The following is a 12,701-nucleotide window of genomic DNA, read 5'->3' as shown; positions in this document are numbered from 1 at the left end:
CACCAAGCGGGCACAGTCCCGAACAAACCGGCACCGCCCTTTTGCGGTTGCCTTTACATCAGAGACTGGGACGCTTCGCGCACGGTGTTCGTCGATCCTTCCAGCTGGCTGGCGGAGGACGAAATCGTCTGCAGGTTGGATGTCACCAGTTCGACCCCCTGGGCCGCCGATTGCATGTTGGACGAGATGTCGTTGGTGACGGCGGTCTGCTCTTCGACCGCGGTCGAAATGCTCGTGGCGATTTCGGCGATGTTCTTGATCACGCCCATGATCGACTCAATTGCTTCAACGGCACGCTCGGTTGTTTCCTGCACGGAGTTGACCTGCGTGGAGATCTCTTCCGTCGCCTTGCTGGTTTGGGACGCAAGGCTCTTCACCTCGGAGGCAACCACCGCAAATCCCTTGCCCGCCTCGCCGGCCCGCGCCGCCTCAATGGTCGCATTGAGCGCCAGCAGGTTGGTCTGGTCGGCGATCCCGTCGATGAGCTCGATGACCGAACCGATGGTCTTGGCGTCTTCGGAAAGACCGGACATGATCTCGCTGGACCGTTCCGCCTCGCCCTGTGCGTTGCCGGAAACCTCGAGCGCCACCTGAACCTGCCGGCTGATTTCCTGAATGGAGGCAACAAGCTCTTCGGAAGCTGCAGCCACCGTCTGCACGCTTGAAGACGTCTGTTCGGCAGCCGAGGCGGATTCGCTGGCCTGATGGGCCGTTTGCGAAATCGACTGGGACATTTCCGTGAGATCCGCGTCGATCTGCTGTTGAACCGACCTGCGGCGCTGTCGCTCCAGAACCTGATCCGTAATGTCGGATGCGAATTTCACGACCTTGAACGGACGGCCCGAGGCGTCCATGATCGGATTGTAGGTGGCCTGGATCCAGATCTCACGCCCGCCCTTGGCAACCCGCTTGAATTCATCCGCCTTGAACTGACCCTCGGCAAGTTCTTCCCAGAACCGGCGATACGCGTCGCTTTGTCCGTACTCAGCTTCCACGAACATCCTGTGATGCTGTCCCCGGATCTCATCGATCGTATAGCCCATGGCACCGAGAAAATTCTCATTGGCGTCAAGGATCGTGCCGTCGAGTTCGAAGTGAATCACCGCCTGCGAGCGATTGAGGGCATCGACCTGCCCTTCGAAATCGGCGCTGCGTATTTTCTGCGCGGTGATGTCGGACGCGATCTTGACGACCTTGACCACCTTACCGGCTGCGTTGACAACCGGATTGTAGGAGGCCTGGATCCAGACCTCGTTTCCGGCCTTGTCGAACCGCAGGAATTCTTCCGCCTTGAATTCACCGTCTGCAAGTTCGGCCCAGAACTCCCTGTACTCAAGGCTGTTGCCATAGTCCGGGTCCACGAACATCCGGTGATGCTGGCCCTTGATCTCGTCGAGCGTGTAACCCATTGCCCCGAGGAAGTTCGGATTGGCATTCAGGATGTGCCCGTCGGGCGTGAATTCGATCATTGCCTGCGAGCGGCTGAAGGCCTCGATTGTTGCCTTCGCGGAGTTGCCGAAAAAAATCGTCATGGCGTGTCCCTTCGGACTCAAAGTTTTCATTGCCGCTGAGTTACGCACTGTTAAGTAAAAAAAATATTGATCCAAAACGTTTCTGGAGTCGTATTGGCGCCTTTTTGACTTTCAATATAAGAATTGGCACTTCAACCTTAAGTATAAAACCGTAACTATTCTTCGCTGCAAATATTAGTAAAACTGTCAATAAACGCTTGTCAAAACACGCCAGGGCGCCCGAAATGCAAAAGACTGCAAATCTTGGTTGAAATTTGCACGGCCTTCAAAGAAGTCCTTTTGGCCGGGAAAATTCCATTTTCCGTTTGCAGTCAGACCCGGAAATCCGGTCCTCATATCAGGAATTTTTCGACCTCTTCGTTGAATCTGTGAAGGGCACCCTCGTAGCGCCCGAAGGTCAGGACCGTGTTGGCACCGCTCTCAAGCCCGGCTTGCACCGCTTCGTTGACGGCAAAATCTTCCGCAAGCGTCAGCGACGTGATCTTGTGGTTCCGTTGCCAATGCTCCGACCGGCTTTCCGTAATGGCCGCCGCCGGTGCAAGGGTGGTGATTTGAACCTCGGTACGCCCGGGCGAGAGCGGATGCAGTCTCACCCAGGCTATGTGGTCCTGCATGAGCAGGAACTGGTTCGCCGGGAAAACGCTGTAGAGAACATTGGCATGGTCGCGAATGGACCAGCGCTCCGCGTCACCGGCGCTGAGGGACGCGATGGACGTGCGCGGCAGAACCGACCGGATATGGGGCCCGAGCATTTCGTAGCTAGAGAGGTTGTCCGGAAAATGCGGACCGATGGTGTCCTTGTGCGTCACCTTGAAATGATAGGCCTCCAGCCCCCCTTCAACCAGCAGCTTCCAGTTCGCGGACAGAGTGAACGTGTCGCTGGCCGCGACCCCGAGCGTGTCCAGGCCTGCCCATGCAAGATCCCCGGCAATCGGCTCGAGAAACACGTCGAAGTCCGGCGTGCCATCGGGGTCAGCGATAACCCAGACAAGTCCGAAGCGCTCCACGGCCGGCAGGCGCTTGAGGGCGAAGGCCTCACGGTCCAGATCCGGAAACCCCGGTTTTTCATGCGGTACGCCGCGCAGCGCGCCGGAGCTGTTCCAGGTCCAGGCATGATAGGGACAACTGAAGCTGTGCTTGCAGCCCCTGTCTTCACCGACAAGGCGCGCGCCCCGGTGACGGCACACATTGACGAATGCATTGATCGCGCCCTTCCTGTCACGCGTGAGCAACATCGGCAGTCCGCCAAATTGCCGCGTCAGGAAGCTGCCGCTTTCGGGCAATTCTCCGGCATGTGCGGCAATCGTCGGAAACCGCCGGAAGATCCCGCTCCGCTCACGCTCGAACCGGTCGGCACACAGATAACGTGCGACAGGGGACGACTGGGTGTCGTCATCGAGAAAGAACAGGCCGTTCTCCTTCAACCCCTTCAGTTCCTGCAACAGCGAGATTTCCAGCGCGCGGTCCATCTTCTTTCTCTCCGCAATTCAACAATCCTTACCATTCGGTAAGTTTTACTTTACGACTGGTAAGTTGTCAAATGAATGCTATGATCGCGCCATGACCGGGCAAATCGATTCTCCGAAAAAAAAGTTCATCGACACGGCATTGCGGCTGTTCTCCGAACGCGGGTTCTACGGCGCGTCCCTGGCGGATGTCGCCGCTGAACTGGGGCTGACGAAACAGTCGATCCTGTATCACTTCAAGACGAAGGAAGCCCTCTACGCCGCGGTGCTGACGGACGTTTCCGGGCGGTTCGATGTCATCATCGAGGACGTTGCGCGACTGGATCAGAGCGCGGAGAAAAGGCTGCGTTTCTTTCTGGAAAGACTGCTGGACCACGCGCAGCACGCGCCGTGTGACGGCCGACTCATCGCAAGGGAGCTGCTCGACAATCTGGACCGTGTCGAGACCAGCCGCAAGTGGTACCTGAAGACCTTCCTCGACAAGAGCGTCGATCTCCTCACCGACCTGCCCAAGTGGCGTTACCGCACCGAAGCGGAACGCACCGCAGCCGCCTACCAGCTGATCGGTGCGGTCAGTTATTTCGCGATTTCCGAACCCACGCTGCAGGCGATCTGGGGGCGAAGCAAACTGGACGACACCAAAGACGTCTTCCTGTCCACTCTGCTATTGCGCCTGTAAGTCCCGGCACCGGCGTAACAACACGGACCGGGGCGCGCACGCCCCGGCCGGAATGCTATTTCCGCAATGTCATCGCCGGGTTATGCGCGAAGAAATTGAACGGCATGATGTGCACCGTTTTCCATTCCGTCGACATGACCGGCCAATCCTCCATGCGGGGAATGTGATGGAAGCCGGCGGTGAACCAGGACACCACATCCTGGCCCATCAGCGGCCTGTCCGCCTTGACCCATTCGGCAAGCGTGTCCGACCCGTCGCTCTGCATGGCGTATTTTCCGCCGGCATAGCGTTGTTCCGGATCATGTACCGTGGTCCAGGACGAGTATTCGATATAGGCGTTGCGCTTGAACGGAGGATCGTTCTCGAAATCGAACGGGCCATAGGCGATCGAGCCGTGATGGATCATCCAGCTCGGAGTCTGCCCCAGATACCCTTCTCGTGCCGGATTGGTGATGTGCACGTGCTTGGGCTTTGAAGCGCTGAAACGGTAGCGTGCGTCCAGTTCGCTGTCTGGCATCTCGTGCTTCCAGGTCCACATGGATTTGCGCGGATGGTTCGGGTCGAGGTCCGCGGGAACGATTTCCATCGTGCCCATGTGGTTGACCGGCTGATCGATGTCGAAGTCGATGCGGAAGTTGAAATAGTGGTCGTGATTGGCGGCCACCAGGTTGGGCGCGATCAGCGTGCCGTATTTCGTATCCTCGGCCGCCGTTGCATCATTCATCGACGTCGAGGCGACACCCTTGACCGCATCAAGACCGGTCGCGCCGATCTTGATGAAGATCTGCCCGTCCTGCTTCAGGCGGTAGTCGATCAGGTAGTCGTAGTTGCCGACTTCAGATGCGGTGCGCACCACCAGTTCAGTTTCCGGGCGTCCTTCGGCCGGAGTGAACTGGTCGGGACCTTGCGCGAAGATCTCGAAATGACGCCAGGCCGGATCGCCTATGTTGCGTTCGAAGATGCAGATCGCATCCGGTATTTCCAGCGGAGCGCCGGCGTCATCCGTGATCAATGCGGGCAGGAAGGTCGCGTAGTCCGGGCAGTCGATCCCGGCGCGCAGCGGTGTCAGGAACAGGCCGAACCCGTATTCGCCGCTGTCCATGTAGGTCCGCCAGTACCAGCCCTCGGTTGGGTCCATGTAGGGGACGAACACCTCCGAAAGATGCATCTGGTAGATCACCGACCGCCATGTTCCCTGGTCATTTGCGTCAAGATTGGAAATGACCAGCCCCGGCCGCTTGTCGACGCGGTAATTGAAACGCCAGATGTCCCATTCGACATGGCTGCCGTCGATCCTGTAGTTCGGGCCGCCTTCCTGCTTCAGGAGAACCCGGTTGGTCTCGGGACGAAGCGGCACGCGTTCGGCAATTTCCTCTTCCGTGTAGCCCCACGGATCCTGGGGTATGGGAACGACCCCGGTATCGACGACCTCGATGACTTCCTTCTTGCCCACGTCGAAAAGCGTGAACAGCCCCTCGATGGGCTTGGCATAGAAATTCGAACCGGTCGGGTTCTGGTAGCACGGGATTTTCATCAGGCGGGAATCTTCGAACTCCGGCGTGAAAAAGTTTCCGGCTGTCAGTGGCAGGCAGAAGGCATCCTCGGGCGTCAGCCCGCGGGCCTCAAGTCCGGCGATCATGTCCGGGTGGCTCAGCCCGCCTTCCAGCGCGGTCATGAATTCGGCGAAGAGGATCATCGGCTGGCCGGAATCCGGGATCGCCGCATTGCTCTCCACTGTGCCTTGCGTGATGTTGACGACGGCTTCGCTGAACCCGTCCGCGGTGGTGAACTGAACCATGGCCCTGCGGTCAAGCGCGTCGCCATCGCTCCACGCCAGAACATCCGCCTTCGGCGGTTCTTTCAGCTCGATCAACGGGAACAGGGTTTCGTCCGTGACGGTCCCGCTGTCTTTCAGGATCTGGTTGATCTTCTGGTATTCTTCGGCAGTCAGTCCGTCCAGCGGATGCGCCAGCGCGCTCGTGGCCATGCCGGCCAGAACCGCGCCTGAGGTCAGGATCTGCTTGATTTTCATGAACCCTCTCCGGTTTCTCTTTTTGAGCCCGGAACCGGAACATCGAACACCGCTTCAGGTTCGGATCAAGAGCGTCCTCCCGGCTCCTGGTCCAATGCGTGTCTTCGCGGACCGGCTCCCTCACGAATACGATACTCACCTAGGCGCGGCAGTCTTGGGCGAGGACGCCAAAGGCTTTGGTTCAGAGCGACACTTTCTTCCTGAGATCGCCGGGCGGCATCCCGTACCTGTCGCGGAAAGCCCGGTAGAAATAGGAAAGATCGTTGAAGCCGCTTTCATAGGCGACATCGGATATCGTATTGCGCCCCGGCCCTGCCGGTGCCGCGTTGAGGCGTGCCCGCGCCGTTTCCAGTCGGACCGCGAGCAGGCGCTTGCCGACGGGTTCGCCAAGCGCCCCGAATTGCCGTTGAAGCGTCCGCGGCGAAACCTGGAGGAGCTCCGCCAGTTTCTGCGGCCCGAAATCGGGGTCCGTCGCGTGCCTGTCAATCAGCGACAGGGCTCGCGACAACACCCCCTTGGATGTCCGGTCCCGAAGAGCCTCCTGATGTTCGACACTCCGGAAATAGGCCCCGAGGATACTGAGAAAGGCTTCCCCGTGATGCGGCGCGACGCTCGCGTCATCGGCAAAGATCTTGGTGAGCACGGCCCGCATCGCCACGAACAGGGGATCCGTGCGATCGATGGCAATTCCGCCGGTACAGATCGCACCAAACCGGTGCAGCATTTCCGATCGGGGGAGATGGATCGACACCTGCCGCGCGTCGACCCCGTTATAGACGAACTCCGAACAATGCGCGCTGTCCACCAGGTACATGTCACCGGGTGCGAGATGAACGGACGTGTCGTTCTGATGGATCCAGCAATTGCCTTTGTCCTGTATCACCAGGAAGAGATGCTCTCCCGGGTCTCTCTTGATCATGCGCTTGTCGCGCAGAACTCGTTTCGCGTTCAGGGAAACAATCGCTGTTTCGAAGCGTGACACGCTCACGGTGGAAACGTCGCCGTTCACACATCCGCTTTCGGTATCCGGCGGTTCGATTTCGAAATCGCCACACACATTTCGGATGTTTCCGGTCAGTTCCTCGACAGGCTGCAGCCGGGCACGCGTCGGTGCCAGCGGTGAGATGGCGAGATCGATGTTGTCAGGCGTCATTCGATCGACCTGTTCGCTACGGGAGATGAAGCGTGGGTTCGCTCGTGTCCCGGCAAGCTTAGACCCGGCAACGCTCTGCGGTAAAGAGAAGACCGGTCAACTGGCCGGCAGTGCCCATGCACCGGTTTGCTGTCGAGCAACGCAGTCCCGGACGCCGGGCCCTGCGGCGGATTCCTTCCATACATGCTGTCCAATGGCCCCTCCCCTTGAAGAAATCAGACAGATCCGGCCGCTTGCGATCCCCGGTTCAAATGGGCACCATACGGTTTAGATGCGCTTGCTCTGCCCCAGACGCTGATCACGAACGAAAATCAGACAATACTATAATTGATCGACCGGACGGTTTATGCAATAAAGAAATCGCGGACCGGGGAGCCAGGGGTCCAGGGAGTGGAAAATGACGCAAAGCCAGACCGTTGTCTCGACGCTTGAGAACGGCGTCCTGAACATCATGCTGAACCGTCCGGACAAGCTGAACGCGTTCAACGAGGACATGCACCACGCCCTTCGGGCTGCGCTTGAAGAGGCGACGAAGGACGATGCGGTCCGCGCGGTTCTCCTGACCGGAGCGGGCCGGGGCTTTTGTGCCGGCCAGGACCTTGGCGACCGCGACCCGCGCAAAAGCACCGAAAAACCGGACCTCGGCCACACGCTCGACACCTTCTACAATCCCACGCTGCGGCTGATGCGCTCGCTCGAAAAGCCGATTGTTTGCGCCGTGAACGGCGTTGCTGCGGGCGCAGGCGCCAACATAGCCCTGGCCTGCGACATCGTTCTGGCAGCACGGTCCGCAAAGTTCATTCAGGCCTTTTCCAGGATCGGCCTCATTCCGGATGCAGGTGGCAGCTGGTCCCTGACACGCATTCTGGGAGAGCCGCGCGCCAAGGCACTTGCCCTCCTTGCCGAGCCGCTGCCGGCCGAGCAGGCCGAGAGCTGGGGCCTGATCTGGAAGACCGTCGACGATGATGCCCTCATGGAAGAGGCAGGAATGATCGCAACGCGGCTCGCAGCCGGCCCGACCGTCGGTCTCGGTCTCACGAAGCGGCTGATCCAGGCGGCGCCGACACAGGACCTTGACACCCATCTGGACATGGAAAGGGACTGCCAGCGAACGGCCGGTTGCACCGACGACTACGCGGAAGGCGTGACGGCGTTTCTCGAAAAACGCCCGGCCGTGTTCAAGGGGCGATAGCATGAAGCCCCTTGCCGAAATGACACCGCAGGAACTGGCCGAAGCCTGCGCCCGGATCATGTGGGAAGACGACAATGCCTCGCAGGCGCTCGGAATGGAACTGGTGCACATCGCCCCGGGCGAGGCCGACATGCGCATGACCGTAACGAAGACCATGACGAACGGTCACGGCAACATGCATGGCGGGTATCTTTTCGCACTGGCCGACAGCGCCTTCGCCTTTGCCTGCAACACCTACAACCAGATGACGGTCGCCCAGCATTGCGCGATCACATATGTCAAACCGGGCGCCCTCGGCGATGTACTGACCGCACATGCGCGCGAAGTTTCCAAAGAGGGACGATCGGGAATCTACGACATCAGTCTCACACGCGAAGACGGCACGGTGATCGCGGAATTTCGCGGCCACTCCCGCACCGTCAACCGCACATTCTTGACCGAATAACCAGAAACAGCGCACTCCGCGACCCGGGAGGACCCTCGATGATCGATCTCACCCCTGACCGTGACAGCCTTGACCCGATCGAGATCGCCAGCCGCGACGAGATCTCGGACCTGCAGCAAAAACGCCTTGCCTGGACACTCGATCATGCCTACCGGAACTCACCGTTCTTCAAGGACCAGTTCGACAAACACGGCGTCCACCCGGAGGACTTCAAATCACTCGCTGACCTGGCCAAATTTCCGTTCACGGTAAAGCAGGATCTGCGGGCCACTTACCCGTTCGGCATGTTCGCCACACCGCGCGAGGAACTGGTCCGCATTCATGGCTCGTCCGGCACCACAGGCAAACCCACGGTGGTCGGCTACACCGCAAATGACATTTCCAACTGGTCCGATCTCGTCGCGCGCTCGATCCGCGCCGCCGGCGGACGCAAGGGCGACATCCTCCACAACGCCTACGGCTACGGCCTGTTCACCGGGGGCCTCGGAGCTCACTACGGCGCCGAAAAACTCGGCTGCACCGTGGTTCCGATTTCCGGGGGCATGACGGAACGCCAGGTCACGCTGATCGAGGATTTTCGGCCGGACGTCATCACCGTGACACCCTCCTACATGCTCTCGATCCTCGACGAATACCGGCGTCTCGGCCTCGATCCGCGCCGATCCTCGCTGAAGGTTGGCATCTTCGGCGCCGAACCCTGGACCAACGCCATGCGTGCGGAAATCGAGGAGGCCTTCGACATGCACGCCGTCGACATCTACGGATTGTCGGAGATCATGGGACCCGGCGTCGCCCAGGAATGCGTGGAAACCAAGGACGGGCTGCATGTCTGGGAGGATCATTTCTATCCGGAAATCATCGATCCCGTCAGTGGCGAGGTTCTGCCGGACGGCGAGACCGGCGAGCTGGTCTTCACCACGCTGACCAAGGAAGGTCTGCCGATGGTGCGCTACCGCACGCGCGATCTCACCCGCATCCTTCCCGGCACCGCCCGGTCCATGCGGCGGATCGAAAAGATCACGGGACGCAGCGACGACATGATTATCCTGCGGGGTGTGAACGTCTTCCCGACCCAGATCGAGGAACAGATCCTGAAATGCGGCGGCCTGACGGCGCATTTCCAGATCGAACTGGTACGGGAGGGACGCATGGACGCGATGATCATTCACGCCGAGGCAACGCCTGAACAAAGCAGCAGTGAAGCCCGCGATGCATCGGCGAAGGAACTGGCCCATCACATAAAGTCGACAATCGGTGTGTCGTCTAAGGTACAGATCCATGAACCCCACGGCGTGGCCCGCTCGCAAGGCAAGGCGCAGCGTGTGGTCGACAACCGCCCCAAGGACTGAGTGCAAGGGTCCGGTCTCTGTCGTGGCGTTGACCGTCACGCCACGAGCCGGGCCGAAACCGACAATCCACCGGTCCACCGTTAATTGACGGACCGGCTGGTCAATCCAGGAAACGCAGGCTAAAACCCCAATGAAGGCGCAAACTTAGGTCATATCAATGCCGTCAATTTCGTGAGGGCAAGACCTGGTTTCGAAAACGGAGGCCGGAACACATGGCGAGAACCCGCGCCAGTGACTTTGAAGAAAAACAGCACGGTCTGTTGCTGACGGCGGCCAATGTGTTTGCGACCCAGGGCATGGAAAAGGCGTCCATGTCGCAGATCGCGCAGGAGGCGGGGGTCTCCAAATCGCTGCTTTACCACTACTACCCGTCGAAAGGCGCGCTGATCTTCGCCATCATTCAGTCGCATCTGGCCATCCTCGATGCCGCGCTGGAAGAGGCAGACGACCCGTCGCTACCCTCCGAAAAGAGACTGCGCAAACTCGTCCTGACGGTGCTCGACAGCTATCGGGGTGCCGATGATCAGCACAAGGTCCAGCTCAATGCCGGCCCGGCGCTCTCTGAGGAACAGAAGGCCGAGATCGTCGCCATCGAGCGGCGGATCGTACGGCACTTTTCAAGTGTCCTGAAGGACATCCACCCGGATCTTGCGAACCCCGACCGGCCGCTTCTGATGCCGGTCACCATGTCCCTCTTCGGCATGATGAACTGGGTCTACATGTGGTTCAAGGAGGGCGGGCCGATCTCCCGCGAAGACTACGCCAACGTCGCCACGACCCTGATCCTGGAAGGCATCAAGAAGGTGCGGTAGGCGAAGTCAGCCGGAGTGGAAAATAGACTGCCCCTCCGCGATGAGGCACCCGCGGCATCCGTTGTCACTGCCGGCTTCCCAACAAGATCATCGACACCCGCATCGGCGCGCCGCTCATCGCGCGTGGACGTTTGTTGCGAAAAGACTTGTCGGTAAGCTAGTCTTTGTAGAGCGGGGTTCGACAACGGGCATTTCGAGCGTTGTACCGATGCACTGCGTCTCGCAGTTGCGAGGAGAACGGGAATGCTAAGATCTGTACTTTGTGCACTTTCCATGCTTGTCGCATTTGCGGCAAATGCCGACGATGAAAAGCGCTTCGCGCTTGTGATCGGCAACGCCACGTACGAAAACGTTGCGACGCTCGCGAACCCGATCAATGATGCCTCCGACCTGGCAGCAACACTTACCAAAATCGGGTTCACGGTTCGTCTCGAACTGGATCTGGATCGCGAGCAGCTGCAGAGCGCAATCACCGATTTCGCAGACGCGGCCAAGAATGCGGACCTGTCCCTGATTTATTTCGCAGGTCACGGCATCGAACTCGACCAGACCAATTTCCTGATTCCCGTTGACGCCAAACTTGAAAGGGACAATGACGCGGAAGACGAGACGGTAACGCTCGATAGTCTGATGGTTGCCGTCGCCAGGATGCGAGGCATCAAACTGGTTCTTGTTGACGCATGCCGGAACAATCCGTTCGCCGAACGCCTCAGGCAGAACCAGCCAACCCGATCGATCGGAACAGGACTAATTCGCGTTGATCCGCAAGGGGGAGCGCTACCGGACGGCGTACTCATAGGTTACGCGGCAAAGGAAGGAACCGTGGCGTTTGACGGACTGGGAAGAAACAGCCCCTATGCCAGCGGGCTCCTTGAGCACATGGATGAACCGGGCCTGGAAATTGGCAAGCTCTTCCGGAAGGTTCGAGACAGTGTATTCAAGCAAACCCAGGGTGCACAGCAGCCGTTTACCTACGGCTCGTTGCCAAGCACCGACATATTTCTCGTCCCGCCCCCCGATCGACCCGAGACAAATCTGAGTGCTGCCTTTGTCCGCGCAGATCGGCTGAACACCGTCATCAACTGGGAAAGTTTCGTTGAGAAATACGCAAATGCGTATCCCGACAACGAGCTTGTGAGATCAGCGAGACGGAGACTGGAATCGCTGCGGGACAGTGCCAATCGATTGGAGGCGGGCGCTTGGCTGAATGCCGCATACGATGGTTCCGGTGAAGCGATCCTAACCGGCGAGCAGACAGAGTTGCTCCAGGCATCACTGAGTTTTTCCGGCTTCGATCCGGGGCCTTCAGATGGCAGTCTGGGACCAAGAACACGACGCGCGGTTTTTGCGGCAAGAGCTCGTTACGGACTGTCGATCGGCGACAAGATAGACGAAAATCTCTTGCGCTCCCTCGTCGACCCCCGTCCGGTTTTGCAATTGCAGTCAGATGTCAGTCGGCAATACACGACCCTTGATATTCCGGAATTTCTGGAACCGAGACTCAAGCGCGTCATGGAAACCCTGTCGCGGTACCACTACGTGTTCGGTTATTTCGAAGGCCGCCTGTATGTCGTGTTGCGAAACGACAACAGCTCGCCTTCGCTCAAGCTGACCTGGGAAATGGCGAGTCAATTGGCTCAAGCAGCTGGCGGATACCTGGCAACCGTGTCAAGTGAGGCAGAGAACGACTTCATTTACACGCTTTTTAGCAAGGATCCGAAGTTCGTTCGAGAGCGGCAAGGCAATATGCACGGACCGGGATTCGGCCTCATTCAGATCTCTCGCTCTACTGAACCATCTGGTGGATGGAGTTGGATAAACGGAGAGGATCTGACGTTCACCAACTGGGCTCAGGGGCAACCGAACAACGAAAACGGTGAAGAACACTACGGCGAGTTTTTCGGTGCAGGACGTCAGAAAACAGGCCAATCGGGGCCGAATACCTGGAATGACGTTTCTGTTGGTGCGCAGCAGGGGCTATACGCCCGGATCAGCAGTTTTGTCTTTGAATTCGACTAGCACCTGACCGAGTTTCAAAAAC

Annotated in this window: 10 protein-coding genes; 6 read left to right on the top strand and 4 right to left on the bottom strand. The window is 59.0% G+C overall.

All coding sequences use genetic code 11. The features are described 5' to 3' along the window. Window positions 1-53: 53 nt before the first annotated feature. Window positions 54-1,532, bottom strand: a complete 1,479-nt coding sequence (locus ACO08A_RS16845) for a methyl-accepting chemotaxis protein (RefSeq protein WP_422037141.1) — start codon at window positions 1,530-1,532, stop codon at window positions 54-56. Window positions 1,533-1,864: 332 nt separating this feature from the next. Beyond that, window positions 1,865-3,001: an aromatic ring-hydroxylating oxygenase subunit alpha gene (locus ACO08A_RS16840; RefSeq protein WP_422037140.1), complete on the bottom strand. Its 1,137-nt coding sequence runs from the start codon at window positions 2,999-3,001 to the stop codon at window positions 1,865-1,867. A gap of 91 nt (window positions 3,002-3,092) precedes the next feature. Here ACO08A_RS16840 and ACO08A_RS16835 point away from each other — a divergent pair, with 91 nt between their 5' ends. After that, the gene (locus ACO08A_RS16835; protein WP_422037139.1) at window positions 3,093-3,677 is read left to right on the top strand and encodes a TetR/AcrR family transcriptional regulator; all 585 of its coding nucleotides are present in this window, start codon (window positions 3,093-3,095) and stop codon (window positions 3,675-3,677) included. Window positions 3,678-3,732: 55 nt separating this feature from the next. On the opposite strand, the gene ACO08A_RS16830 is transcribed toward ACO08A_RS16835, so the two are convergent. Then, window positions 3,733-5,709, bottom strand: coding sequence for a tyramine oxidase (locus ACO08A_RS16830; protein WP_422037138.1), 1,977 nt, complete (start codon window positions 5,707-5,709; stop codon window positions 3,733-3,735). Window positions 5,710-5,890: 181 nt separating this feature from the next. Next, window positions 5,891-6,862 (bottom strand): helix-turn-helix domain-containing protein, encoded by a 972-nt coding sequence (locus ACO08A_RS16825; RefSeq protein WP_422037137.1) that lies wholly within the window; start codon window positions 6,860-6,862, stop codon window positions 5,891-5,893. Window positions 6,863-7,259: 397 nt separating this feature from the next. Here ACO08A_RS16825 and paaG point away from each other — a divergent pair, with 397 nt between their 5' ends. The 5 genes from paaG (at window position 7,260) to ACO08A_RS16800 (ending at window position 12,679) form a co-directional block, all read left to right on the top strand. Further along, on the top strand, window positions 7,260-8,054 hold the full coding sequence (gene paaG, locus ACO08A_RS16820) for a 2-(1,2-epoxy-1,2-dihydrophenyl)acetyl-CoA isomerase PaaG (protein ID WP_422037136.1): 795 nt from the start codon (window positions 7,260-7,262) through the stop codon (window positions 8,052-8,054). 1 nt (window position 8,055) lies between these two features. Then, window positions 8,056-8,499: a hydroxyphenylacetyl-CoA thioesterase PaaI gene (paaI, locus tag ACO08A_RS16815; RefSeq protein ID WP_422037135.1), complete on the top strand. Its 444-nt coding sequence runs from the start codon at window positions 8,056-8,058 to the stop codon at window positions 8,497-8,499. Between the two features lie 38 nt (window positions 8,500-8,537). Next, window positions 8,538-9,848 (top strand): phenylacetate--CoA ligase PaaK, encoded by a 1,311-nt coding sequence (gene paaK / locus ACO08A_RS16810; RefSeq protein ID WP_422037134.1) that lies wholly within the window; start codon window positions 8,538-8,540, stop codon window positions 9,846-9,848. Window positions 9,849-10,060: 212 nt separating this feature from the next. Continuing rightward, entirely contained in the window at window positions 10,061-10,660 is a 600-nt protein-coding gene (locus ACO08A_RS16805; protein WP_422037133.1) for a TetR/AcrR family transcriptional regulator, read from the top strand. 243 nt (window positions 10,661-10,903) lie between these two features. Next, window positions 10,904-12,679, top strand: coding sequence for a caspase family protein (locus ACO08A_RS16800; protein WP_422037132.1), 1,776 nt, complete (start codon window positions 10,904-10,906; stop codon window positions 12,677-12,679). The last annotated feature ends 22 nt before the right edge of the window (window positions 12,680-12,701 follow it).

It is taken from the genome of Roseibium sp., assembly GCF_965232425.1.
In the GTDB taxonomy this organism is placed as follows: Bacteria; Pseudomonadota; Alphaproteobacteria; order Rhizobiales; family Stappiaceae; genus Roseibium.
The sequence above is the reverse complement of the archived record's forward strand: the minus strand, read 5'-3'. Positions and strand labels throughout refer to the sequence as shown.

Bases quoted from the DNA above. Each gene is read 5' to 3' on its own strand.
- ACO08A_RS16830 (WP_422037138.1), bottom strand. From the start codon at position 5,709: ATGAAAATCAAGCAGATCCTGACCTCAGGCGCGGTTCTGGCCGGCATG.
- ACO08A_RS16805 (WP_422037133.1), top strand. From the start codon at position 10,061: ATGGCGAGAACCCGCGCCAGTGACTTTGAAGAAAAACAGCACGGTCTG.
- ACO08A_RS16840 (WP_422037140.1), bottom strand. From the start codon at position 3,001: ATGGACCGCGCGCTGGAAATCTCGCTGTTGCAGGAACTGAAGGGGTTG.
- paaG (WP_422037136.1), top strand. From the start codon at position 7,260: ATGACGCAAAGCCAGACCGTTGTCTCGACGCTTGAGAACGGCGTCCTG.
- paaI (WP_422037135.1), top strand. From the start codon at position 8,056: ATGAAGCCCCTTGCCGAAATGACACCGCAGGAACTGGCCGAAGCCTGC.
- ACO08A_RS16835 (WP_422037139.1), top strand. From the start codon at position 3,093: ATGACCGGGCAAATCGATTCTCCGAAAAAAAAGTTCATCGACACGGCA.
- ACO08A_RS16825 (WP_422037137.1), bottom strand. From the start codon at position 6,862: ATGACGCCTGACAACATCGATCTCGCCATCTCACCGCTGGCACCGACG.
- ACO08A_RS16845 (WP_422037141.1), bottom strand. From the start codon at position 1,532: ATGACGATTTTTTTCGGCAACTCCGCGAAGGCAACAATCGAGGCCTTC.
- ACO08A_RS16800 (WP_422037132.1), top strand. From the start codon at position 10,904: ATGCTAAGATCTGTACTTTGTGCACTTTCCATGCTTGTCGCATTTGCG.
- paaK (WP_422037134.1), top strand. From the start codon at position 8,538: ATGATCGATCTCACCCCTGACCGTGACAGCCTTGACCCGATCGAGATC.